Genomic DNA, 22,623 nt, shown 5'->3' on the forward strand with positions numbered 1-22,623 from the left:
GCGGGAACTAGCGCTCCCGCATGATCTCGTGCCGGTAGCGCTGCAGCGGCGATAGCAGGTAGCTCAGGATGGTGCGCGAACCGGTCCTGATCTCGACGGTCACCGCCATCCCCGGCGACAAATTGACGAGGCGGTCGTCCACCTGCATCTGGGTACGATCGAGCGAGATACGGGCGCTGTAGCTCAACTCCTGCCCGCTGGGCTCGCTGCTGTCGCGTTGCGTCCCGGGCGCACGATCGCTCCCGCGCTCCTGCGGCCGATCGCGGACGATGGCGTCCTGCGAGACGCTCACGACCCGGCCTGCGAGAAGCCCGTAACGGGTGAAATTGAAGGTATCGATCTTGATGGCGGCGCCCTGCCCGGCCTCGACAAATCCGATGTCACGATTGGAGATCATCGCCTCGATCTCGAGCCGCGTATCGGTCGGCACGATCACCAGCAGCGACTGTGCGGGCGTGACCACGCCGCCTACGGTGTGGACCGCGAGCTGCTGCACGACGCCGTCGACCGGGGACGTCAGTTGCTGAAGTCTCGTCCTCTGCTGCGCCTTGATCAGATCGCGTGCGACGCCATTGGCCTTCTGTTCGCTTTTGGCAAGCTCGTCGGAGAGACTTTTCCTGTACTCGGCCAGGGCCTGGATGCGGGTCTCCCGGATCACTGCGACGGCCGCCTCGGCCTCCTTCAAGCGGCTGCTCTGGACGCGAAGCTCCTCCTGCTGCTCGATCTGGAGCTGGAGGGTCTCATAGTAGGTCAGCTTCGAGCCGATCTCCTTCTCCATCAGCGTCTTGCGGATCTCGACACGCTGCTGGGTGACCGGCAGCAACGCATCAAGCTTGTGAATCGTCGCCGCAATGGTCTGATGTTCGGCCTCCTTCTGCGCTTCCTGACGTGCCAGCGCCGCGAGCTTGGCCCTGTTCTCGCTGACCTGATTGGCGAGGAGCTGCCGTTGCGTCGCGACCAGCATGGGATCGGCGTCCTCTGGTACGACGAGATCGACGGACACATCTTCGCTGCCCGCCAATGCGGCGCGGAGGCGCGCGACGTTGAGCCGCTCGGCCATGAGATCGTCGTGCAGACGATCGCGCTCTGCGGCGTTCACGGTCGGATCAAGCTCGATCAGCAGGTCGCCAGATTTGACCGGTTGCCCGTCCTGCACGTGAATGGCGCGCACCACCCCGGTCTCGAACGGCTGGACCACCTTGCTTCGCCCGCTCGACACGACCTTGCCGGTTGCGGAGGCCACGATGTCGATCGTGCCCCATGCCGACCAGGCCAGCGCCGCGCAGACAAGCAGCATCAGCGCCAGGGCGATGGCGCGGCCGATCGGCGATGGCGGTGTTTCCGTGATTTCCAGCGCCGCCGGCAGGAAGGCGACTTCATCGGCGCGGCGGCCCTTTCCATTCCGGAACGGGATCACGGTCTGCTCCGGCCGAGCGGCCGGCACAGTGCTAGCCGACCTCATAAATGCCCCCCTGGAGACGATGCAGGGCGGCATAGCGGCCGCCGGTCTTGATCAGCGCATCATGCGTGCCGTCCTCGACCAGACGGCCGCGTTCCAGGGTGAAGATGCGATCGGCGCCGCGGACGGTGGACAGACGGTGCGCGATGATCAGGACGGTGCGGCCTTTCGCGATCTCCTTCATGTTGTCATGGATGATCCGCTCGCTTTCATAGTCGAGCGCACTGGTGGCTTCGTCGAAGATCAGGATCCGGGGATTGCCCACCAGCGCGCGGGCAATCGCGATGCGCTGGCGCTGCCCGCCCGAGAGCGTCGAGCCGCGCTCGCCGACCACCGTATCGTAGCCCTCGGGGAGCTCCAGAATGAAATCATGCGCGCCCGCCAGCTTTGCCGCGTCGATGATGCGGGCCATCGGCAGGCTTGGATCGGCCAGCGCGATGTTGTCGCGTACCGAACGGTTGAACAGCATGTTGTCCTGGAGCACGATTCCGATCTGCCGACGGAGCCCGGCCGGGTCGGTCGTCATCAGATCCATTCCGTCGACCAGCACGCGGCCGCTTTGCGGAACGTAGAGCCGCTGCACCAGCTTGGCGAAGGTGCTTTTGCCCGAGCCGGACGATCCGACGATGCCGACGGTTTGTCCGGCTGGAATATCGAATGAGACATCGTGCAGGATCTCGGGCCCATCGAGCCGGTAGCGGAAAGACACGTGCTCGAAGCGGATGTTGCCCCGGATCGGCGGCAGCCCCGCGCGGGCGGCGGAATAAGCCGGCTCCGCCGCGCTGTTGAGGATGTCGCCGAGCCGCGCGATCGACAGTCGCGCCTGATGAAAATCCTGCCAGACCTGCGCGAGCCGCAGCACCGGGGCCGACACCCGCCCCGCGAAGATGTTGAAGGCCACGAGCTCGCCGACCGTCAAGGCGTCACCGATCACCAGTCTGGCGCCGACATAGAGAATGGCGGCGGTGACGACCTTGCTGACGAGCTGCACGAGCTGGCTTGCCGTGTTGCCGAGGCTGGTGACACCGAAGCTTGCGGAAACATAGCCGGCGAGCTGCTCTTCCCAGCGACGCTGCATCTGCGGCTCGACCGCCATTGCCTTCAGCGTTTCGATGCCGCTGACGCTCTCGACCAGGAAGGCCTGGTTCTCGGCGCCACGGCGAAATTTCTCGTCCAGCCTGCGGCGAAACAGCGGCGTCGCCACGGCCGAGATCGCGATGTAGAACGGGAACGACGCCAGCACGATGAAGCTCATCTGCGCCGAATAGGCGAACATCACCGCCAGGAACACCGAGGTGAAGACCAGGTCGATGAGAAGCGTCAGCGACGAGCTGGTGATGAAATTGCGGATGTTCTCGAGCTCACGGACCCGGGCCACGGAATCTCCGACGCGCCTGGCCTGAAACCACGCCATCGGCAGCGCCAGCAGATGGTGGAACAGGCGGGCCCCGAGCTCGACGTCGATGCGGTTGGTCGTGTGCGCAAACAGGTAATTGCGCAGGATCCCGAGCACGGTGTCGAACAGGGAGACGACGACGAGGCCGATGACGAGGACGTCGAGCGTGGACAGCGAGCGGTGCACCAGCACCTTGTCGATGACGACCTGGAAGAACAGCGGCGAGACCAGCGCAAAAAGCTGGAGGAAGAACGAAGCCGCCAGCACTTCGCTCAGCAGCCGCCGGTATTTGCCGATCGCGCCGATGAACCAGGTGATATCGAAGTGCCGCCCGAGGTCAGACAGGCCGGCGCGCCGGACCATCAGGATCAAGCCGCCGTCCCAGATCGCGCTCAGCTCGTCGCGATCCATCAGCACCGGCCGCTGCGCCTCCGGGGACTGCACCAGCACCTTGTCGGCGGAGGCCTTTGCGATGACCATGAAGCCGCCGTCCCGCAGCATTGCGATCGCAGGCAGCGGGGTGTCCGACAGACGGCTCCACCGCGTTCGATAGATTCGAGCTTTAAGCCCGAGAGACCTCGCGCAGCGGACGATATCCGCTGCGCCGAAGCATGCCGCGCCCAGCCGGTGCCTTAGCTGCTCGCGATCGGCCGCAACACCTTGCAGATGCAGCAGCGTCAGCAACGCATCGAGCCCCGTGTCGGTGGAGACCGCATTCGTCGTCATCAGCGTTCTCCGGGCCGATGCAGCGAGAACGCCACGGCGTGAAGTCGAATCAAGCTTGGCCAGCAGCAGCGCTCCATCCGTTCCCTCCCCCCTTGTGGGGGAGGGACAGGTAGGGGGGTGCCCCACGGGGATTCTTTCCGTCGTTCGGTCGCTAACACCGCATCTTCAACCATCGGCACCTTTTCCTGGGCTACCCCTCTCCCTAACCCTCCCCCACAAGGGGGGAGGGAACGCACCTCCGTCGGAGCGCTAGTGAGGCTCATCCCATCAGGCCTTACTGTCAGGCGTGCTGCGGCGGTGCGAGCACCTGGCTCTGCGTCGCGTGCGGATCGGGCAGCGGCATCTCGCCGTTCCCGTCACCTGCGGGAACGAAGCTGGCCGCCATGGCCTGGTTGAGCAGCATCGCCGCCGCAAACGCTCCGCCCTGGATGACGACATTGTTGCCGGTGCCGCCGTCCAGTATGTCGAGACCGCCGCCGCCGATCAGCACGTCATCACCGGCACCACCCGCCAGCGTGTCGTTGCCGGGGCCGCCGATCAGCACGTCGTCGCCGTTGCCGCCGTTGGCGACGAGCTGGATGCCGCCCTGCAAGCCGGAAGCCGTGATGACGTCGTCGCCATCGAGGCCGTTGATGACGATCCTGTCGCCCGCGCCGGCGTCGGTGATGTTGATGTCCTGGCCAAGGCCCGACACCGTGATGATGCCATCGTGCTCGGTCACCGTGATGACGTCGTTGCCGCCGGTTGCGTTGATGGTCACGGTATCCGCGGCGCCGTCATTGGCGCCGAGATCGAGGTCGACCTGGCTGACGCCGGTGCCGGAGAGGTCGCCGACGGTAATGTTGTCGGCACCGCCGAGCGCATTGAACTCGACATGTTCGACCCCGTTCAGGTCCATCGCAATGGCGGCAACATCTCGCGTGAACAGCACCCGGCCGCCATTGGCCGAGATGTTGATGGTCTCGCTGATATTGGCGCCGTTGAATGCCAGCGTGTCGGTGCCCTTCCCGCCTTCGACGGTATCGCTGCCGTCGCCGGGGTTCCAGACGAAGGTGTCGTCGCCCGCACCGAGATTGGCGAAATCGTTGCCGCGTCCCCCGTTCACCAAGTCATTGCCGGCACTGCCGGTGATGGTGTCGTTGCCGTCGCCGCCGTTGATGTTGAGGATGAACGACTGTCCCGCCTTGATGGAAGACGCATTGATGACGTCATTGCCTTGTCCGCCGTTGATGCCGAGCACATCACCGGCGTCCGCATGTGCAATCGTCACCTGCGCAGCGAGACCGTTGACCACGATCGATCCGCCGGAGGTCAACACCGATATGTTGTCGTCACCGGTCGTGCCGTTCACGGTCACGCGGTCCGCCGCGCCATCGCCGCTCTGGCTGCCGGGGCCGGCACTGAGGTCGATGGCAACCTGCGTGATTCCTGTCCCGGTCAGATCGTTGACGGTGATGTTGTCGGCATCGCCTGCTGCCGCGATCTGCACGTGCTCGATGCCAGCGAGGTCCATGACGATAGCGCCGACGTCACGGGTAAGTAGCGCACGGCTTCCGTTCGCCGAGACGGACATGTTCTCAGCCACATTGGCGCCGTCGAACACCAGCGTATCGGTTCCCGCGCCGCCTTCGACAGTGTCGCTGCCGTCACCGGGATTCCACGTGAAGATGTCGTCGCCTGCGCCGAGAAGCGCGACGTCATTGCCGCGGCCGCCGATGACCTTGTCGTTGCCGTCGCCGCCGATCAGGGTGTCGGCTCCCTGGCTGCCGGTGATGGTGTCGTTGCCCGCACCGCCGTCGATGGTCAGCCCGATCACCGCGCCGAGCGTGGATGCATCGATCACGTCGTTGCCGCCGAGCGCCTGCACGACCAGCCGGTCGTTGCCCGCCTCTGCATTTGCGATCGTCACGAGCTCCGGCAGCCCCGTGACCGTGACCGTTGTGCCCGTGGCTGTGACCTCGATGTGCTGATTGCCGTTGCTGCCGTTGACGGTCACCGTGTCAGCTGCGCCGTCGCCTTGTGTCCCTCCCGGAACGGCTCCGAGATCGACCAGCACCTGCTTGACGCCGGTCCCGGTGAGGTCGCCGACGGTGATGTTGTCGGAGCCGCCGCGCGCATCGAATTCGATCTGCTCGACGCTGTTGATATCCATCGTGATGTTGGCGACATCGCGGGTAAAGCGCACCCGGCCGCCATTGGCCGAGATGTCGATGGTCTCGTTGATGTTGGCGCCATTGAAAAGCAGCTTGTCGCTGCCCGATCCGCCTTCGACCGTGTCGCTGCCGTCACCGGGATTCCAGATGAAAGTGTCGTCGCCACTCCCGAGCTGGGCGACGTCGTTGCCGCGTCCGCCATTGACGATGTCGTCCCCGCTGCCGCCGATGATGAGGTCGTTGCCGTCGCCGCCGATGATCCTGTCGTTGCCGGCGCCGCCATCGAGCGTCAGCGAGATCAGGGTGCCGAGCCCGTTGCCCGCGGTGATGACATCGTCGCCGCCGCCACCGTGCAAGACCAGATTTTCCGTCGTGCCGATGTCGAGCGAGAACGGCGCCGCGCCCGTCCCGTCGAGCCGCACGCGGGTGCCGTTCGCCGTGATCGTGAACGTCTCGGCGGCGTTGCTTCCGTTGACCTGAGCCGTATCGTTGCCCTCACCACCTTCGAACAGGTTGGTGCCGCCGCCCGGATTCCAGACCATGACATCGTCGCCGGCCTCGCCGAACAGCTGGTTGTCGCCGCTGCCGCCGTCCAGGATGTCGTTACCCGCTCCGCCGAACAGCAGATCGTTGCCGCCGCCCCCCTTGATCAAATCGTTGCCGGCCTGACCAAACAGGAGGTCGGCTCCCGAGCCGCCCGTGATCCTGTCATTGCCGTCGCCACCGAAGATGTGCACCGCCGGCATCGGGCCGTGGCATTCGTCGACGGTGATCGTGTCGTCACCGCCTTGACCGAAGATGTCGATCGCGGTGGTGTTGTCGACGGTGGGTTCGCCACCAACCGTTTTCACGTGCCCGTTATTGACCAGGATGCGGCCGGACTTGTCGCGACTTATCACGAGGCCGTTATTCGCGCTGTCGCCAAAAATGGTGAGCTGCCCCGTAACCGGGGAAAACACAGAGGTAATGGACATCCAAATGATCCTTCCGACCTAGCCCCTCCCCTCGGTGCGTAGCATTCGCGCGAATGACATTCTTGAACCGTTGCTTGAGACGCGCGTGATTATTCTGGAGATTTCCTCCAGTTTTGCTTCGGGGCAGTTTTCGAAAGCGGATGCGAAGGCTCTCTCATCACGAATCGCGTGATCACGGATCACGCGTAACGCCCCCGTGATTTTCAACGCGCGCGGAAGAACGCGGCTCGAGGCAATGAAGGCGCTTTGGCGAAGGTCGGCATCCGCGATGTCGAAACTCGCGAACAAGATCGCCGGCGAGCGCGAACGGAGAGATCACGGTTCACGCCCGCCCATCGCAATCAATGGATGCAAAATCGCTTGAGGTTGGGGGCAAGCATACGCGGCCGATTGCAGCGACAGCTGCAACCAGCATCAGGGCAAAAGGCCAACCCGTTACGCCGCCGACTTCTTCTTCGGCTTCGGCTTGGTCGCCTTCGGCATGACCGGAGCTTCCGGCGTGCCCTCGATCGAGGACAGGCGACCGGCCGTGAAGGTGTAGATGCCGGCGCGCGGACCGGTCGTCCAGGTCACGACCGCAACGCGCCTGCCGGCGGCATCACCGGAGAGGTTGACGCTCGAGGGCGCGCCGATGCCGCGCACCACATCGCATTCGGTGTGGCCGAGCGCGACGGTGCCGCCCATGGGAGCCGGCGCGGTCGTCGACGCATTCGCATCAGCCGGCCCGGGCGGCGGCGCCATGCCAGCACAAGCCCCGTCGGCACTGACCAGATCCTCGGCCCCAACCGGCTTGTCGGGGGTCAGCGGCGGCGACTCGATCGAGATGCTTTTGATGAACAGGCGGCTGGGCGTGTTGAACCACTGGGCATCCCTGGACAACAGATCGGTCCCGCCCGAACAGCCCGCGACCAGCGGGGCTACGGCCGCCAACGCAACTATGAGCGAGCTGGGAAGCTTTTGATGTCGCACGATAAACTAAATTCCCCGAGTGAAGGATCGGCCCTAAGCAATTGTACCAACACCACTTTGCGGCACGAAGGTGACAAAAGCCATCATCCCCCGAAAAGTGCAAATTATCATTAATTGCGAGCGACCGCTAACTCCGCTTCTGCCACCGGCCCCGCTCGTCGGCCTGCCAATAGGTGACATCAAATCCCCGCGCCTTGCAATCCGTCCAGGCGCTCCGGGCAAACGCAAGCGCGTCCGGATCGTCCCCGTCGAACAGCAGCACCATGCGCTCATAGCCCTGGGCGTCCTGCGGCAGCGCAGCGTTGTCGACGAGGAAGCGGACATTGGCACCGTTCGGATTGTCCTCCTCGACCGCAAGCACGATCGGCTGATCGGCGGCGTCGCTCACCCGCCATGTCCCGTGGGGCAGGAAGGAATCGTCGCGATAGGTCCACAAATGGGCGTCGAGCGCATCGGCGCGCTCCGGCGAAGTCGACTGCACCACGACGCGCCAGCCGCGCTCGAGCGATTTCTCGAGAAGCGGCGGCAACACGTTCTCCACCGTCATGTTTTGCAGATGGTAGAACAGGACTTCAGTCATCTCGGGTCATTTGCGTTCGTAATGGTCGGCGACCAGACGGTCGAGCAAGCGAACGCCATAGCCGCTTCCCCAGCTCTGGTTGATGTCGGTCTTCGGCGCCCCCATGGCGGTGCCGGCGATGTCGAGATGCGCCCAGGGCGTGCCGTCCACGAAGCGCTGGAGGAACTGCGCCGCGGTGATCGAGCCGCCATGGCGGCCGCCGGTGTTCTTCATGTCGGCGAACTGGGAATCGATCAGCTTGTCGTATTCAGGGCCAAGCGGCAGGCGCCAGACCTTCTCGCCGCTCTCGATGCCGGCCGCCAGCAGCCGCTCGGCAAGCTCGTCATTGTTGGAAAACATGCCGGCATGCTCGGTGCCGAGCGCGACCACGATGGCGCCGGTCAACGTCGCCAGATCCACCATGAATTTCGGCTTGGTTTTCTTGGCGACGTACCAGAGCACATCGGCAAGCACCAGGCGGCCTTCCGCGTCGGTGTTGATGATCTCGATGGTCTGGCCCGACATCGAGGTGACGATGTCGCCAGGGCGCTGCGCGTTGCCGTCCGGCATGTTCTCGACGAGGCCGATGGCACCGACGACGTTGACCTTGGCCTTGCGTGCTGCGAGCGCATGCATCAGGCCGACGACGCAGGCCGCGCCTCCCATGTCGCCCTTCATGTCCTCCATGCTGCCGGCCGGCTTGATCGAAATGCCGCCGGTGTCGAAGCAGACGCCCTTGCCGACGAAGGCAACCGGCGCCTCACCTTTCTTGCCGCCGTCCCAACGCATGATCACGGTGCGGCTCGGCCGCGCCGAGCCCTGGCCGACGCCTAGCAGCGCGCCCATGCCGAGCTTGTCCATCGCCTTGACGTCGAGCACCTCGATCTTGACGCCGAGTTTGCGGAGCAGGCCTGCGCGGCGCGCGAACTCCTCGGGAAAAAGCACGTTCGGCGGCTCGTTGACGAGGTCGCGCGCAATGATGACGCCGTCCACGATCGCAGCGGCCGATGCAAACGCCTTCTTCGCGGCCACGACATCGCCGACAGCAAACGAGACGTCGGCGCGCGAGCCGCCCTCCTCGCCGTCCTTCTTCTTGGTCTTGTAGCGGTCGAACTTGTAGGTGCGCAGCCGCAGGCCCGAGGCGATCGCGACCGCCTGCTCGCTGGTCATCGCGCCATTGGGCAGTTCCGCCATGATGGTCATGGCCGCCGCGCCGGCCGGAAGCTTGCTCGCCGCCACGCCGCCGAATTTGAGGAAGTCGTTAGCCTTCAGGCCGGCCGCCTTGCCGGCGCCGATCACGATCAGGCGGGTGGCCTTCACGCCCTCCGGCGCAAGGATGTCGAGCGCAGCGCCGCTCTTGCCCTTGAAGGCGGCGGCGGTGGCCGCCCGCTTCACGAGTTCGGTGGCCCCACCGAGCGCCTTGGCGGTCGCCGGGCCGAGCTTCAGAGCGTCGTCGCAGAACACGACCATGATGCCACGGACGGCGGCAGACAAGGGAACGAAGCCGACCTTGATGGCATCGGACATGAGTAACTCCTCAAAAAGACAGGGCTTTTTACCGATCGGCGGCCCCGGCCACCGGCCGGAGCTGAACGGCGATTCACTGAGCGTGCCGCACTATGGGCCACCGGCCCGGCAGATGCCAAGCACCCCCGTGGCCGAGGGGCCACAACGAGGGAAATATTAACCATATATTGAGGGTGCCACGGGGCAGCCATTTTGTTGACGGATCAAAGGGATGGTACTGAGAGAGTAAGCCGGCGGATGAGATGGTTGGCCGACCTTGGGGATCCCCTTGCGGGGATTGGTTGGACAGCCGGAATTCCGGCCGGCATTGGGGACTTGGTGGGATTCGTGCGGTAGCGCATGGGGTCAATCGATAGGTATATCTTCCGCACGACGCTCGCGTCGTTTGCGCTGGTCCTGGTCAGCCTCACGGGCGTGATCTGGATTACGCAGGCGTTGCGCGGCATCGACCTGATGACGAGCCAGGGTCAGACCATCCTGACCTTCCTCGGCATCACCAGCCTCGTCGTGCCCGCGCTGGTCCTGATCATCTCGCCGATCGCGCTGATGATCGCGATCTCGCATACGCTGAACAAGCTCGCGACCGACTCCGAGATCATCGTGATGAATGCCGCCGGCTTCTCGCCGTTCCGGCTGTTCTATCCGTTCTTCTACGCCACCTGCGTCGTGGCGCTGCTGGTCGCCTTCATCGCGGCCTATCTCGCTCCCGACGGCATGCGGCGGATCAAGCAGTGGGACGCGGAGATCACCGCCGACGTGCTCACCAACATCCTGCAGCCCGGCCGCTTCGCCCAGCTCGACAAGAACCTGACGATCCGGATTCGCGAACGCCAGCCCGGCGGCATTCTCGCCGGCATCTTCATCGACGACCGCCGCGATCCGAACGAGCGGGTCTCGATCGTCGCCGAGCACGGCGAAGTCGTGAAGAACGACAACGGATCGTTCCTGGTGCTCGAGACCGGCAATCTCCAGCGCTTCGAAGCCGGCAAGCGCGATCCCGCGCTGGTGGCGTTCGGCCGCTACGGCTTCGACATGTCGAAGTTTTCGGGCCAGGGCCGCGACGTCACCCTCGGAATCCGCGAGCGTTATCTCTGGGAGCTGCTCTCGCCGTCCGAGGACGATCCCGTCTACAAGCAGATTCCCGGCCAGTTCCGCTCGGCCCTGCATGACAGCCTGCTGGCGCCGATCTATCCCTTCGCCTTTGCCGTGCTGACCTTCGCGTTTCTGGGTGCACCTCGCACCACGCGCCAGAGCCGCAATTTCTCGATCGGCTCATCGATCCTCGCCGTGTTCGGCCTGCGCATGGCCGGCTTCGCCTGCTCGGTGATGGCGGTGAAATCGCCGGGCGCGGTGCTGGTCCAATATGCGATGGTCATTGGCGCCATCGGCATCGGGCTGGCGATCATCATTGGCGGCCTTGTGGTCGAACCGCCGCCGCGCCTCATGGAGGCCATCAACAGGTCGAACGCGCGCATCGCGCGGCTGTTCGGACGGCCGGCCACCGCATGAGCATGCTCACCAACACACTCGGGCGCTATTTCGCCGGCCGCTTCGTGGTCGCGGCGCTCGGCGTGTTCGCCGGCATTTTCCTGTTGCTGGTGCTGGTCGATTACATCGAGATGGTGCGCAAGACTTCGGGCCTCGCATCCGCCTCCGCGGTCATGGTGGCCGAGACCTCACTGTTCCGCGTGCCGCAGCTGCTGGAGAAGCTGACGCCGTTCTGCATGCTGATCGGCGCCATGACCTGCTATCTCGCCCTCTCCCGCCGGCTCGAGCTCGTGGTCGCGCGCGCCGCCGGTGTCTCCGCATGGCAATTCATCTCGCCGGCGCTCGGCAGCGCGCTCCTGATCGGCGTGATCGCCACCGTCGCCTACAATCCGATGTCAGCCAATCTGCGCGAGCTCTCCAAGCGCATGGAAGCCGAGCTGTTCGGTTCGGCGCCGGGCGGCGGCATTCAGGACGCCTCCGGCTTCTGGCTCAACCAGAAGACCAGCGAGGGCGAGACGATCATCAATGCGGCGCGCAGCGAGCAGCAGGGTATCCGGCTCACCGGACTCACGCTGTTCCGGTTTGACACAGAGCAGCACTTCAAGGAGCGGGTCGAGGCGCGCGAGGCGACGCTTGAGGCCGGCCGTTGGCTGTTCAAGGGCGTCCGCCGCTTCTCGCTGGATTCGCCGCCGGTCGATCAGGCCAGCCTGGAGATTCCGACGACGCTGACCGAGGCCCAAGTCCGCAACAGCTTTTCCACACCCGAGACTGTGTCCTTTTGGCAACTACCGAGCTACATCCGCTCGTCCGAAAGCTCGGGCTTCGCGACAGCCGGATACCGACTCCAGTATCAGAAGCTCCTGGCGCAGCCGTTTTTGCTAGCTGCAATGGTGATGCTCGCGGCCTCCGTGTCGTTGCGCTTCTTCCGGATGGGCGGCGTGCAGAAGATGGTTTTGAGTGGCGTGGGCGCAGGCTTTCTGCTCTACGTTCTGTCGAAAGTGACTGAAGATTTGAGCAAGGCTGAGTTGATGCATCCGATCGCTGCGGCGTGGTTGCCCGTGGTGGTGGGCGGCCTCACCGGCTTTTTGGCCTTGCTGTATCAGGAGGACGGATAGTGACGGCCGTCCACCGAGGGCCCGTGTCTCGTTTGACGCGGCGCACATTGGTGCGCGCGAACGGGTGTGGCTTGTCCATTCGCAGGTTCCTGCTTGCTGTCGCCGCCGTGGCATCGCTCTGCGGCGTGATGGACGTTGCCGCCGTGGCGCCGGCCTCCGCCCAGAGCTTCACCTACAATCCGCTGCCGCCACGTGCGAAGCCACCGAAGGCCGTCAACGACAACCAGATGCTGGTTCAGGCGACCGAGGTCGACTACGACTACAACAATTCGCGCGTCTCCGCGGTCGGTAACGTCCAGCTGTTCTACAACGGCACCAGCGTCGAGGCCGACAAGGTCATCTACGACCAGAAGACCAAGCGGCTCCATGCCGAAGGCAACATCCGCATGACGGATGCCGACGGCAAGATCACCTATGCCGAGATCCTGGATCTTTCCGACGACTACCGTGACGGCTTCGTCGATTCGCTGCGCGTCGACACGGCCGACCAGACCCGCATGGCGGCGAGCCGCTCCGATCGCTCCAGCGGCAACTACACGGTGTTCGAGAACGGCGTCTACACGGCCTGCGCGCCGTGCAAGGACGATCCGAAGAAGCCGCCGCTGTGGCAGGTCAAGGGTGCGCGCATCATCCACGACCAGCAGGAGAAGATGCTGTATTTCGAGACGGCGCAGCTCGAATTCTTCGGCGTGCCGATCGCCTATATGCCCTATTTCTCGACGCCCGACCCGACGGTGAAGCGCAAGACCGGCTTCCTGATGCCGGGCTTCACGTCGAACACGCCGTTCGGCTACGGCGTCGAGGTTCCGTTCTACTGGGCGATCGCGCCCGACATGGACGCGACTTTCAACCCGCGCATCACGTCCAAGCAGGGCGTGCTGTTCCAGGCCGAATTCCGCCAGCGCCTGATGGACGGCGCCTATCAGATCCGCGTCTACGGCATCGACCAGCTCGACCGCAGCGCGCTCGCCGGCCAGCCCGGCGACAAGCAGTTCCGCGGCGCCGTCGACACCAAGGGGCAGTTCGCGCTGAACGACAAATGGGTCTGGGGTTGGGACGGCGTCCTGATGTCCGACTACTATTTCTTCTCGGACTATCGATTGTCGCAATATCGCGATCCGCTCGGCTCGTTCCTGTATCTGCCGACGGATGCACTCTCGCAGCTTTACCTGACCGGTGTCGGCAATCGCAGCTTCTTCGACGCGCGCACGATGTACTGGCTGAGTTACTCGGGCAACCAGAGCCAGGTGCCGGTCGTCTACCCCGTGATCGACTATTCGAACGTGCTGAACTATCCGGTCTTCGGCGGCGAGTTCAGCTACAAGACCAATTTCGTGAACCTGTCGCGTGACACCGCCGTGTTCGATCCTATCACGACGCTCGCCAACACCAACAGCCTGTGCACGACGGCGTCGGCCGATCCGCTCGCGCGCACGCCGTCGCAGTGCCTGCTGCGCGGCTTCCCGGGCACCTACACCCGCCTGACGGCCGAAGCGCAGTGGCGCAAGTCCTTCACCGATCCGTTCGGTGAAATCTGGACGCCGTTCGCCATTCTCCGCGCCGATGCGATCAACTCCTCGGTCTCCAACCAGCCGGGCGTGTCGAACTATCTTCCTGTCGGCGACACCCAGGCGTTCCGCCTGATGCCGACCGTGGGGCTCGAATACCGCTACCCCTTCATCAACGTTCAGCCATGGGGTTCGACCACCATCGAGCCGATCGCGCAGATCATCATTCGGCCGAACGAGACCTATGCCGGCAAGCTCCCGAACGAGGACGCGCAGAGCATGGTGTTCGACGCCTCGAACCTGTTCAGCGTCGACAAGTTCTCCGGCTACGACCGCGTCGAGGGCGGCGGCCGCGCCAATGTCGGCGTGCAGTCCACCACGCAGTTCGACAAGGGTGGCGCCGTCAAGGTGCTGTTCGGCCAGTCCTACCAGCTGTTCGGCATGAACTCCTTCGCGGTCCAGGACTCCATCAATACCGGCGTGGATTCCGGTCTGCAGAGGCCGCGCTCCGACTATGTGGCGAGCGCTGCCTATTCGCCCAACAGCACCTATACGTTCAGCGTTCGCTCGCGCATGGACGAGCAGACCTGGAACATCCAGCGCTTCGAAGCGGAAGGCCGCGCCAACTTCAACCGCTGGTCAGTCAGCATGCTGTACGGCAACTACGCCGCGCAGCCGGAACTCGGCTATCTAACCCGCCGCGAGGGCATCCTGACGTCGGGCTCGATCAAGGTCGCGGCCAATTGGGTGGTCACGGGCTCGGCGCGCTGGGACCTGGAAGCCAACAAGATCAACCAGTATGTGCTCGGTGCCGGCTACGTCGACGATTGTTTTGTGCTCGGCTTGAACTATGTAACTGCGTATAGCTATTCCGCGGGCTCGACGCCGCCCGTGCTGAACCACGCGATCATGTTCCAGATCGGCCTGCGCACGCTGGCGAACACGGCGACGACCAGCAGTTCCGGCGGCGGCCTCCAGTGAACGGTTTGAAGGTGCCGGCCGCGTGTTCCCGATCGCAGGTTCACCGCGGCTGACATGCGAGCGACAAATATGACGATCCCATTGCCTGTCTTCCGCCTCTTCCTCGTCCTCGGCGCCCTGCTCCTGGCCGGCACGCCGTCGCGCGCGCAGAACATCGTCGTGATGGTCAACGGCGATCCCATCACCGACTTCGACATCGAGCAGCGCTCCAAGCTCGACCAGCTGACGACGCAGAAGACACCGGCCCGTCAGGAGGTCATCAACACGCTGATCGACGAGCGGGTGAAGCTAAAGGAAGGCAAGAAATACGGTGTCGACCCCGGCGTCTCCGACATCAACCAGTCCTATGAGGGCATGGCGCAGCGCATGCGCATCTCGCCGGACCAGCTCACCAAGTCGCTCGAGGTCAAGGGCGTCCGCCCCGAAACCCTGAAGAGCCGCATGAAGGCCGAGATGGTCTGGACCAGCCTCGTGCGCGGCCGCTTCAAGGAGAAGCTGTTGGTCGGCGAGAAGGACGTCGCGCAGGCCGTCCAGGCCCAGACCGGCGACAAGCTGCAGATCGAGGGCACCGAATACAAGATGCAGCCGATCGTGCTGATCGTGCCGCGCGGCTCCTCGCAGGCGTTCCTGGAGACGCGGCATAAGGAAGCCGAGCAATATCGCTCGCGCATCGGAAGCTGCGAAGAAGCCAATTCGTTGTTCCGCTCGACGCCGAATGCCACCATCCGCGACATCGTTACCAAGACCACCGCGGAATTGCCCGAGGCGCTGCGCAAGGTCCTCGACGACACGCCGATCGGCCACCTGACCGCGCCCGAGATGACCAAGGCGGGCATCGAGATGGTGGTGCTGTGCTCGCGCAAGCCGACCATGATCGACACGCCGAAGAAGCGCGAGGTCCGCGAGAAGATGTATCAGGAGAAGTACGAGAAGACCCAGAAGACCTATCTCGAGGAGCTCCGCAAGGCGGCGATGATCGAGTATCGCAACCGCTGATGGCCCAGCAGCCTGCCAAGCCTCTCGCCCTGACGCTGGGAGAACCCGCCGGCATCGGCCCCGACATCACAATCGCAGCTTGGCTCAAGCGCCGCGAACTGGACCTGCCCGCCTTCTATCTGCTCGGCGACGAGGCGCTGATCGCCCGCCGCGCCAAGGCGCTCGGCGCCGACGTCAGGATCGCTTCGGTAAGCGCCGGCGAGGCCGAGGCCGCCTTCCCCGAGGCCCTGCCAGTGGTTGCGACCGGCGAGCACGCAAGCGCCGAGCCCGGCAAGCCCGACGCATCGAGCGCGCCCGCCGCCCTTGCCTCGATCCGCCAGGCGGTCACTGATGTCCGCGAGGGCCGCGCCGGCGCCGTCGTCACCAATCCGATCGCCAAGAGCGTGCTCTATCGCGCCGGCTTCCGCCATCCCGGCCATACCGAATTCCTCGCCGAGCTCGCCGCGGAAGACGGCCGCGCGCCGCAGCCGGTGATGATGCTGTGGTCGCCGCGGCTCGCCGTCGTGCCCGTGACCATCCACGTCTCCTTGCGCGATGCACTGGCCCAGCTCACTAGCGAGCTGATCGTCTCGACCGTGCGCATCGTCGCGACCGAACTCAAATCCCGCTTCGGCATCGCGAATCCGCGCATCGCGATTTCCGGCCTCAATCCGCATGCGGGTGAGGACGGCTCGCTCGGCCACGAGGAGCAGACCGTGATCACGCCGGCGATCAAGACGTTGCGCAGCGGCGGCATCGAGGCGAAGGGACCGCTCCCCGCCGACACCATGTTCCACGAAGCCGCGCGAAACAGCTATGACTGCGCCGTCTGCATGTACCACGACCAGGCGCTGATCCCGATCAAAACTGTCGCCTTCGACGACGCGGTCAACGTCACGCTCGGCCTGCCCTTCATCCGCACCTCACCCGACCACGGCACCGCCTTCGACATCGCCGGCACGGGCAAGGCCAATCCGGCAAGCCTGATCGCCGCGTTGAGGCTTGCGAGCCGGATGGCGGCTGCGAAAACCCGATGAGCGCGATCGATGACCTCCCGCCGCTTCGCGAGGTCATTCGCCAGCACGCTTTGTCGGCGCGCAAATCGCTCGGCCAGAACTTCCTCCTCGACCTCAATCTCACGGCGCGCATCGCGCGTGCGGCGGCTCCGCTCGAGGACTCCACCATCATCGAGATCGGCCCCGGCCCGGGGGGGTTGACGCGCGCCCTGCTCGCGCTCGGCGCCAGACGCGTCATCGCCATCGAGCATGACGAGCGCGCGATCCCTGCCTTGCAGGATATTTCCGCGCGCTATCCCGGCCGTCTCGAGATCGTGCATGGCGACGCCATGACCTTCGACCCGCGCCCGCTGCTATCGGGCGAGAGAGCAAAGATCGTCGCCAACCTGCCCTACAACATCGCGACCCACCTCCTCGTCGGCTGGCTCACCACCGAACCCTGGCCGCCCTGGTACGACATGATGGTCCTGATGTTCCAGCGCGAGGTCGGCGAGCGCATCGTGGCGCGCGAGGACGAGGAGGCCTTCGGCCGGCTCGGCGTGCTCGCCAACTGGCGCTGCGAGACCAAGATCCTGTTCGACATCGCGCCGTCCGCCTTTGTGCCGCCGCCGAAGGTTACGTCTTCCGTTGTGCGACTGATCCCGCGCGAAACGCCTCTCGCCTGCGATCGCAAGCTGCTCGAACAGGTCGCAGCCGCCGCCTTCGGCCAGCGCCGCAAGATGCTGCGGCAAAGCCTGAAGTCGCTCGGCGCCGATCCCGCGCGGCTCGCCGCAGCTGCCGGCGTCGATGCGACGCGGCGCGCCGAAACCGTTCCGATTTCCGGCTTTGTTGCCATGGCCCGTGAATTGGCCAATATACGCAGCGGAACAGAGAGATAATTTCGGAGGAAGAAATATGGCGTTGATGCGTCGGCAGTCCCTGGTCAAGTTCGATGCGCCGTTGTGCGAGACCATCGTCGACACGCCGAAGCCGCAAGGTCGAGAGGTGCTGGTGCGCATCGAGCGCTGCGGCCTCTGCCACTCCGATCTGCACATCCAGGACGGCTACGCCGATCTCGGCGGCGGCAAGAAGCTCGACACCACGCGCGGCATGACGCTGCCCTTCACCCTTGGCCACGAGATCGCGGGCGTGGTCGATGAAGTCGGTCCCGACGTGTTCGCCGGTCTCGCCGGCAGCAAGAAGGCGGTGTTTCCTTGGATCGGTTGCGGCCAGTGCCGCGACTGCGCCAATGGCGACGAGAACCTCTGCGCCAGGCAGCGCTTTCTCGGCGTCTCCATCGACGGCGGCTTCGCCACCCACGTGCTGGTGCCCGACGCGAAATATCTGCTCGACTACGATCCCCTGCCCGTCAACCAGGCCGCGACCCTGATGTGCTCCGGGGTAACAGCCTATGGCGCGCTCAAGCGCCTGGTCGATCGTCCACGCCAGCGCAATCTCCTGCTGATCGGCCTCGGCGGCGTCGGCATGATGGGCCTTTCCTTTGCGGCGGCCATGTTCAAGCAGCCGATCACGGTCGCCGATCTCAGCGGTGCGGCGCGCGAGACCGCGCTGAAGAACGGCGCGGCGGCGGCCTACGATCCGGCCGAGCCCGACGTGATCAAGCGCATCCTCAAGGAAACCGATGGCGGCTTCGACGAGATCGTCGATTTCGCCGGCAACGAGAAGTCCATGGCTTTTGCGGTCGCGGTCGCCGCGCGCGGCGGCAAGATCGTGGTCTCCGGCCTGATGGGCGGCCAGTTCACGTTGCCGATGGTGCAATGGGTCTACAAGCGCATGACCATCGAGGGCTTCATGGTCGGCACGCTCACCGAGGCTCACGAGCTGATGGCGCTCGCCCGCGCCGGCAAGATCAAGCCGACGCCGATGCGCGAGGAGCCCATGGGCGACGTCCAGACCTGGATCGACGAGCTTCGCGCCGGCAAGGTCGTCGGCCGCATCGTGCTCAAGAACTAGCATGCGCGAGAAGCTCGAGGCGGCGGGGGTCAGTATTCGTCACGATTAACTCGAAATTGACGCAAGGCGGGGTTCCGAATTGGGGAACCCGCTCTCCGCGCATTATGGTCCTCGCCAGCTCTCTTTTGGAATTCTGGTAAGACCATGCAGACCATCCGCCGCTTCCTCGCCGACGAGTCCGGCGCCACCGCGATCGAGTACGGCCTGATCGCCGCCGGCATTGCGCTCGCGATCATCGCCGTCGTCAACAACCTCGGCGCGACGCTGAACAAGAAGTTCACCTCAATCAGCAGCTCGCTGAAGTAACGCGGGCACGCGCGCGCTAATTCACGGCATTCGTCTGTCCCGCGGAACGGCAACGGCCGCGCCGCGTTGGCAGCCATGTCCATTCGCTGCACCGTCGAGAACGCATTTTTCATCGCCTGGAGCTTCCTGGAGCAGAGCGGAGAGCTCGGCTCTCCGGACGAGACGGCGAACGTCCTGCTCGACGCCATTGAAGCCCAGCTCAGGACCGGTGAACGCCGGCAACTGATGCTCGCCAACAGAGCGATCGATGCCTATCGCGCCCACGCGGAAAAAAGCCGGCCCGCGCACGATTGCGAAGCACGCTTCGGGTGACGAACTTCGGGTGATGATCATCCGCGCCGCCCTCGGGCCCGCCGGCCCGGCGGCGTTCGAGGTATAGGCCGGCGGTCCGTCGGGCAGAGCGCACGGGGTCGGCGCTCCGCGATGAGGACGCTATGCCGATCCGCGCCCCCGCTGTGTGCACTCCTGCACAGAGCTCGTGAAGCTGAAGGCCGACGGGTTCGGCTGCGCCATTTGCCTCGCGTGCCATGCGCCTCGCCAACGCTTTCCGGAATTCCGCAAGCCGGAGGCCACTTTTTCAACGGCTGAAAAACGCCTTGTGTGCACTTTGGAACCGTCGGCTCCGTTACGGAAACGTAGGGTTCTGGCCGGTGCCGATTCCCGGCCAGAGCAAGACATGTGACCGGTCGGCCCCAGAACGATCTTCTCCAGCGGCTCAGCCGCCCGGATTTCGAACTGCTCGCGCCGCACCTCCAGCCGGTCGAACTCGAAGCGAGCCACATCCTGTATCACGCCGGCGACGAGGTGGCGGCGGTCCATTTTCCCTGCCGCTCCACGCTCGTGTCCTTCGCCGTGCCGGTCGAGGACGATCGCGAGGTCGAAAGCCTGCTGGTCGGGCGCGAGGGCGCGGTGGGCATTGCCGCCGGCCGCAGCGTCTCGCTGGCCTATTCGCGCATCGTGGTGAAGCTGGGCGGGACCCTGGTGCGGCTGCCGCTGCGCGCGCTCGAGCAGGCCCAGCAGAGGTCGGTCACGCTCCAGCAGGTGCTCTCGCGCTATGGCGACTGTCAGTTCGCGCAGCTGCTCCAGACCGCGGCCTGCAATGCCGCACATTCGATCGAGCAGCGCGCCGCCAAGTGGATCATCTCCGCGCAGCAGCACGTCGGCGGCCCCGAGATCCCCCTCACCCACGAGCAGCTTGCCGGCATGCTCGGCGTGTCCCGCAGCTATGCCAGCCGCGTCATCCAGATGTTCAAGGCGAGGCGGATCCTCGCGACGCGCCGTGGCGCCATCCTGATCCTTGACGCGCCGGCGCTCGAAGCCAGAGCCTGCTCCTGCAACGACTGGGTGAAGAAGCACTTTGATGAGGTGATGGGACGCACGGCCGCGGACGGTTAGCCTTGGTTAGCCTTGCGGTCTCAAGCATGCGGAGGCGATTGGCGCTTCAAATGCAGATAGGTCGGACTGAAGCCTCCGAGCCGCTGCAGTTCGCGCCATTTCAGGACGATCAGCTCGCCCTCGCGCATGTCCATGGTCCCGCTCCGCCTGAGGTCGGCGAGCGTCCGGTTCACGGTCGCGATCGCCATGCCCAGGGTTTCGCCGAGCTGTGCGAGGCTGAGCGGCAGGCGGCAGCGATTGCCGCGGACGAGTTGCGCAGCCCGGGCGCGGTAGAACAGCTCGCAGAACAGGTGTGCCATGCGCGTGTGCATCGGCCGCGCGCTATTATTGGTGATGGCCTCGCGAAAGATCGCGGCATCGAGCAGAGTCTCGCGCCAGACCGACAGTGCGAAGGTCGGCCGTCGCCGGAAGGCAATGAACAATTCGCGATGCGGGAAGAACGCCACCGAAGCGGGTCCGAGCGCGCAGAGGCCATGGTCCATCTGGTCGATGAACAGTCCCTGCGAGTCCGGCAGGTCTCCAGACAAATGGAACGCGAGATATTGCCGCCGGCCGCTGTCGAGCAAATGGTAGCGCGCGACCATGCCGGAGACGACCAGCGCCGAATGCTCGGGTTCGTCACCCTGACGGATGAAATCCTCGTTCGGAGCGAACTCGCGCTGAACGAAGGTCAGCCCGCGAATTTCCGCGACATCCTCCTGTGCGAGTGCGGTGTGCTCGCTCAGGTTCCGGATCAGCACGTCATGCGCTTTTTCCATGTGTCCCGTTCCATGTGCCCCGCCAAAAATCCTGCCGGTTCGATCAAATGATACATCTGGCCCGTATCCAGCGGACTAGAACGCTGGTCGGAAGCACAGGTTGCTACCGGTTTGCGACGGTACAGGGTCGCGGCCCCCGTCCCTCGATCGCACACTGCGCCCGCCCTTCGCATGAGCCCTACGACGATCCTGAAACGCATTCGCCAGCTGTTCGCATCGGATTCGGGCGAGCACCTGGACAGTATCCGCGCTGCTATCCTGCATGGCACGTTGAAGGAGCCGGCGCGGCCAATGTCGGATCAGGAGCTTGCGCGCGCCATCCGCGAGTTCCAGGCGGTTCCCGTCTCCGACTGGACCATCGCAAAACTCTCACGACGCCTGCTCGAGCCGGCCATGCCGCGTGACGACTGAAACACCTCTTCCTCTCCATGCCACACCCGAAGTTCATCGCACATCTCCAGGCGATTGAAGGCCTCTCCGAAGACGAACGCCGCCAGATCGCGGGTCTGCCGTCCACGCTGCGCCAGGTATCGGACGGCGAGATCGTGCTGCGCCAGGGTGAAGATGCCTCCAGATGCGTTTTCGTCGTCAGCGGCTTCCTCTACCAGGCGCGCATCGTCGGCGATCGCAGCCAGATCCTCGCCTTCCACGTTCCCGGCGACATGCCATGCCTGCACACGCTGCTGGTCTCGCCGATGGATGCGGACCTCGTCGGTCTCGGACCCTCCATCGTCGGCTACGTCGCACACAGCCAACTCAAGCAGCTGCTTGACGGCTCGATTCACCTGACCCGCGCGTTCTGGCGCGAGACGCTGATCGACGCGGCGATCTCGCGACAATGGATCGCGCGCCTCGGCGCACAGGCGGCGCTGCCGAAGGTGGCGCATCTGATCTGCGAGCTCGCCGCAAGACTGGAGGTCGTGGGCCTCGTCAAGAACCGCTGCTTCCAGACGCCGATGACGCAGCGGCATGTCGCCGATGCCTGCGGATTGTCGATCGTCCACGTCAATCGCACCATCCAGGAGCTGAGAGGGCGCCGATTGATTGCCTGGGAGGGAAGCGAGATCGAGCTGTTGCAACCCGACGAGCTTCGCGCGCTCGCGGATTTCACCCCGGATTATCTGACGTGAGCGATACGGGCAACTCGGGCAGCGCGGCGGCGCTCCAACGAGCAAGCCCAGTCGGCCTGCGTCCGGGACACGAGATGGAAGGTTAGCGCACGCCGTCTCCACGGAGTCATTGCGAGCGCAGCGAAGCGAAGCAATCCAGACTGCCGCCGCGGGAAGATTCTGAGCCTCCCCTAAATCGGTGGACACCTATAGCTTAGACAGCAAGAGGTGTCAGATGACGAAACGGCAGCGACGT

General features: G+C 64.8%; 19 protein-coding genes. 12 read left to right on the forward strand and 7 right to left on the reverse strand.

Going from position 1 to position 22,623, the window contains the following annotated elements:
* Positions 1 to 7 precede the first annotated feature (7 nt).
* The 6 genes from AC0L2F_RS29090 to AC0L2F_RS29115 form a co-directional block, all read right to left on the reverse strand.
* A complete protein-coding gene (locus AC0L2F_RS29090) occupies positions 8 to 1,462 on the reverse strand; it encodes an HlyD family type I secretion periplasmic adaptor subunit (protein WP_473250754.1) in 1,455 nt (484 codons plus the stop codon).
* The gene (locus AC0L2F_RS29095) at positions 1,449 to 3,581 is read right to left on the reverse strand and encodes a type I secretion system permease/ATPase (protein ID WP_473250755.1); all 2,133 of its coding nucleotides are present in this window, start codon (positions 3,579 to 3,581) and stop codon (positions 1,449 to 1,451) included. Before AC0L2F_RS29095 ends, AC0L2F_RS29090 begins: the two co-directional genes overlap by 14 nt.
* Positions 3,582 to 3,861: 280 nt before the next feature.
* Positions 3,862 to 6,708 carry a beta strand repeat-containing protein gene (locus AC0L2F_RS29100; RefSeq protein ID WP_473250757.1) on the reverse strand — a complete coding sequence of 949 codons (2,847 nt, stop codon included), beginning with the start codon at positions 6,706 to 6,708 and terminating at the stop codon, positions 3,862 to 3,864.
* A 435-nt stretch (positions 6,709 to 7,143) separates the two neighbouring features.
* Positions 7,144 to 7,638: a hypothetical protein gene (locus tag AC0L2F_RS29105; RefSeq protein ID WP_473250758.1), complete on the reverse strand. Its 495-nt coding sequence runs from the start codon at positions 7,636 to 7,638 to the stop codon at positions 7,144 to 7,146.
* Positions 7,639 to 7,804: 166 nt separating this feature from the next.
* A complete protein-coding gene (locus tag AC0L2F_RS29110) occupies positions 7,805 to 8,257 on the reverse strand; it encodes a DNA polymerase III subunit chi (protein WP_473250759.1) in 453 nt (150 codons plus the stop codon).
* Between the two features lie 6 nt (positions 8,258 to 8,263).
* Entirely contained in the window at positions 8,264 to 9,763 is a 1,500-nt protein-coding gene (locus tag AC0L2F_RS29115) for a leucyl aminopeptidase (protein WP_473250760.1), read from the reverse strand.
* A 339-nt stretch (positions 9,764 to 10,102) separates the two neighbouring features.
* On the opposite strand from AC0L2F_RS29115, the gene lptF reads away from it, so the two are divergent.
* The 10 genes from lptF to AC0L2F_RS29165 all read left to right on the forward strand — a co-directional run bounded on the left by lptF (position 10,103) and on the right by AC0L2F_RS29165 (position 20,500).
* On the forward strand, positions 10,103 to 11,272 hold the full coding sequence (lptF, locus tag AC0L2F_RS29120) for an LPS export ABC transporter permease LptF (protein WP_007609351.1): 1,170 nt from the start codon (positions 10,103 to 10,105) through the stop codon (positions 11,270 to 11,272).
* Positions 11,269 to 12,366, forward strand: coding sequence for an LPS export ABC transporter permease LptG (lptG, locus tag AC0L2F_RS29125; protein WP_473250761.1), 1,098 nt, complete (start codon positions 11,269 to 11,271; stop codon positions 12,364 to 12,366). Before lptF ends, lptG begins: the two co-directional genes overlap by 4 nt.
* Positions 12,366 to 14,855 (forward strand): LPS-assembly protein LptD, encoded by a 2,490-nt coding sequence (locus AC0L2F_RS29130; protein WP_063992693.1) that lies wholly within the window; start codon positions 12,366 to 12,368, stop codon positions 14,853 to 14,855. The genes lptG and AC0L2F_RS29130 overlap by 1 nt, the downstream gene beginning before the upstream one ends.
* Positions 14,856 to 14,924: 69 nt before the next feature.
* Positions 14,925 to 15,851, forward strand: a complete 927-nt coding sequence (locus AC0L2F_RS29135; RefSeq protein WP_007609348.1) for a peptidylprolyl isomerase family protein — start codon at positions 14,925 to 14,927, stop codon at positions 15,849 to 15,851.
* Complete coding sequence (gene pdxA, locus AC0L2F_RS29140) at positions 15,851 to 16,867, forward strand: 4-hydroxythreonine-4-phosphate dehydrogenase PdxA (protein WP_473250762.1); 1,017 nt, start codon at positions 15,851 to 15,853, stop codon at positions 16,865 to 16,867. Before AC0L2F_RS29135 ends, pdxA begins: the two co-directional genes overlap by 1 nt.
* Positions 16,864 to 17,724, forward strand: a complete 861-nt coding sequence (gene rsmA, locus AC0L2F_RS29145) for a 16S rRNA (adenine(1518)-N(6)/adenine(1519)-N(6))-dimethyltransferase RsmA (protein ID WP_063992696.1) — start codon at positions 16,864 to 16,866, stop codon at positions 17,722 to 17,724. Before pdxA ends, rsmA begins: the two co-directional genes overlap by 4 nt.
* A 16-nt stretch (positions 17,725 to 17,740) precedes the next feature.
* Positions 17,741 to 18,799 carry an alcohol dehydrogenase gene (locus tag AC0L2F_RS29150; protein ID WP_473250763.1) on the forward strand — a complete coding sequence of 353 codons (1,059 nt, stop codon included), beginning with the start codon at positions 17,741 to 17,743 and terminating at the stop codon, positions 18,797 to 18,799.
* A gap of 144 nt (positions 18,800 to 18,943) precedes the next feature.
* The gene (locus AC0L2F_RS29155) at positions 18,944 to 19,105 is read left to right on the forward strand and encodes a Flp family type IVb pilin (RefSeq protein ID WP_007609340.1); all 162 of its coding nucleotides are present in this window, start codon (positions 18,944 to 18,946) and stop codon (positions 19,103 to 19,105) included.
* A 75-nt stretch (positions 19,106 to 19,180) separates the two neighbouring features.
* Positions 19,181 to 19,417 carry a hypothetical protein gene (locus AC0L2F_RS29160; protein ID WP_007609339.1) on the forward strand — a complete coding sequence of 79 codons (237 nt, stop codon included), beginning with the start codon at positions 19,181 to 19,183 and terminating at the stop codon, positions 19,415 to 19,417.
* A 366-nt stretch (positions 19,418 to 19,783) separates the two neighbouring features.
* Positions 19,784 to 20,500, forward strand: coding sequence for a Crp/Fnr family transcriptional regulator (locus AC0L2F_RS29165; RefSeq protein ID WP_007609338.1), 717 nt, complete (start codon positions 19,784 to 19,786; stop codon positions 20,498 to 20,500).
* Between the two features lie 20 nt (positions 20,501 to 20,520).
* On the opposite strand, the gene AC0L2F_RS29170 is transcribed toward AC0L2F_RS29165, so the two are convergent.
* The gene (locus AC0L2F_RS29170) at positions 20,521 to 21,258 is read right to left on the reverse strand and encodes a Crp/Fnr family transcriptional regulator (RefSeq protein ID WP_063992699.1); all 738 of its coding nucleotides are present in this window, start codon (positions 21,256 to 21,258) and stop codon (positions 20,521 to 20,523) included.
* A gap of 171 nt (positions 21,259 to 21,429) precedes the next feature.
* On the opposite strand from AC0L2F_RS29170, the gene AC0L2F_RS29175 reads away from it, so the two are divergent.
* Together AC0L2F_RS29175 and AC0L2F_RS29180 are read left to right on the forward strand one after the other, a co-directional pair.
* The gene (locus tag AC0L2F_RS29175; protein WP_473250764.1) at positions 21,430 to 21,669 is read left to right on the forward strand and encodes a hypothetical protein; all 240 of its coding nucleotides are present in this window, start codon (positions 21,430 to 21,432) and stop codon (positions 21,667 to 21,669) included.
* Between the two features lie 17 nt (positions 21,670 to 21,686).
* A complete protein-coding gene (locus tag AC0L2F_RS29180) occupies positions 21,687 to 22,388 on the forward strand; it encodes a Crp/Fnr family transcriptional regulator (protein ID WP_063992701.1) in 702 nt (233 codons plus the stop codon).
* The last annotated feature ends 235 nt before the right edge of the window (positions 22,389 to 22,623 follow it).

This window comes from Bradyrhizobium sp. Ken64 (assembly GCF_055807555.1).

What these genes read in the sequence shown, in the direction of transcription:
- AC0L2F_RS29100 (WP_473250757.1), bottom strand. Translation starts at nt 6,708, where the DNA reads ATGTCCATTACCTCTGTGTTTTCCCCGGTTACGGGGCAGCTCACCATT.
- AC0L2F_RS29170 (WP_063992699.1), bottom strand. Translation starts at nt 21,258, where the DNA reads ATGGAAAAAGCGCATGACGTGCTGATCCGGAACCTGAGCGAGCACACC.
- AC0L2F_RS29160 (WP_007609339.1), top strand. Translation starts at nt 19,181, where the DNA reads ATGTCCATTCGCTGCACCGTCGAGAACGCATTTTTCATCGCCTGGAGC.
- AC0L2F_RS29175 (WP_473250764.1), top strand. Translation starts at nt 21,430, where the DNA reads ATGAGCCCTACGACGATCCTGAAACGCATTCGCCAGCTGTTCGCATCG.
- AC0L2F_RS29115 (WP_473250760.1), bottom strand. Translation starts at nt 9,763, where the DNA reads ATGTCCGATGCCATCAAGGTCGGCTTCGTTCCCTTGTCTGCCGCCGTC.
- pdxA (WP_473250762.1), top strand. Translation starts at nt 15,851, where the DNA reads ATGGCCCAGCAGCCTGCCAAGCCTCTCGCCCTGACGCTGGGAGAACCC.
- AC0L2F_RS29180 (WP_063992701.1), top strand. Translation starts at nt 21,687, where the DNA reads ATGCCACACCCGAAGTTCATCGCACATCTCCAGGCGATTGAAGGCCTC.
- rsmA (WP_063992696.1), top strand. Translation starts at nt 16,864, where the DNA reads ATGAGCGCGATCGATGACCTCCCGCCGCTTCGCGAGGTCATTCGCCAG.
- AC0L2F_RS29135 (WP_007609348.1), top strand. Translation starts at nt 14,925, where the DNA reads ATGACGATCCCATTGCCTGTCTTCCGCCTCTTCCTCGTCCTCGGCGCC.
- AC0L2F_RS29110 (WP_473250759.1), bottom strand. Translation starts at nt 8,257, where the DNA reads ATGACTGAAGTCCTGTTCTACCATCTGCAAAACATGACGGTGGAGAAC.
- AC0L2F_RS29150 (WP_473250763.1), top strand. Translation starts at nt 17,741, where the DNA reads ATGGCGTTGATGCGTCGGCAGTCCCTGGTCAAGTTCGATGCGCCGTTG.
- AC0L2F_RS29090 (WP_473250754.1), bottom strand. Translation starts at nt 1,462, where the DNA reads ATGAGGTCGGCTAGCACTGTGCCGGCCGCTCGGCCGGAGCAGACCGTG.
- AC0L2F_RS29095 (WP_473250755.1), bottom strand. Translation starts at nt 3,581, where the DNA reads ATGACGACGAATGCGGTCTCCACCGACACGGGGCTCGATGCGTTGCTG.
- lptG (WP_473250761.1), top strand. Translation starts at nt 11,269, where the DNA reads ATGAGCATGCTCACCAACACACTCGGGCGCTATTTCGCCGGCCGCTTC.
- AC0L2F_RS29155 (WP_007609340.1), top strand. Translation starts at nt 18,944, where the DNA reads ATGCAGACCATCCGCCGCTTCCTCGCCGACGAGTCCGGCGCCACCGCG.
- lptF (WP_007609351.1), top strand. Translation starts at nt 10,103, where the DNA reads ATGGGGTCAATCGATAGGTATATCTTCCGCACGACGCTCGCGTCGTTT.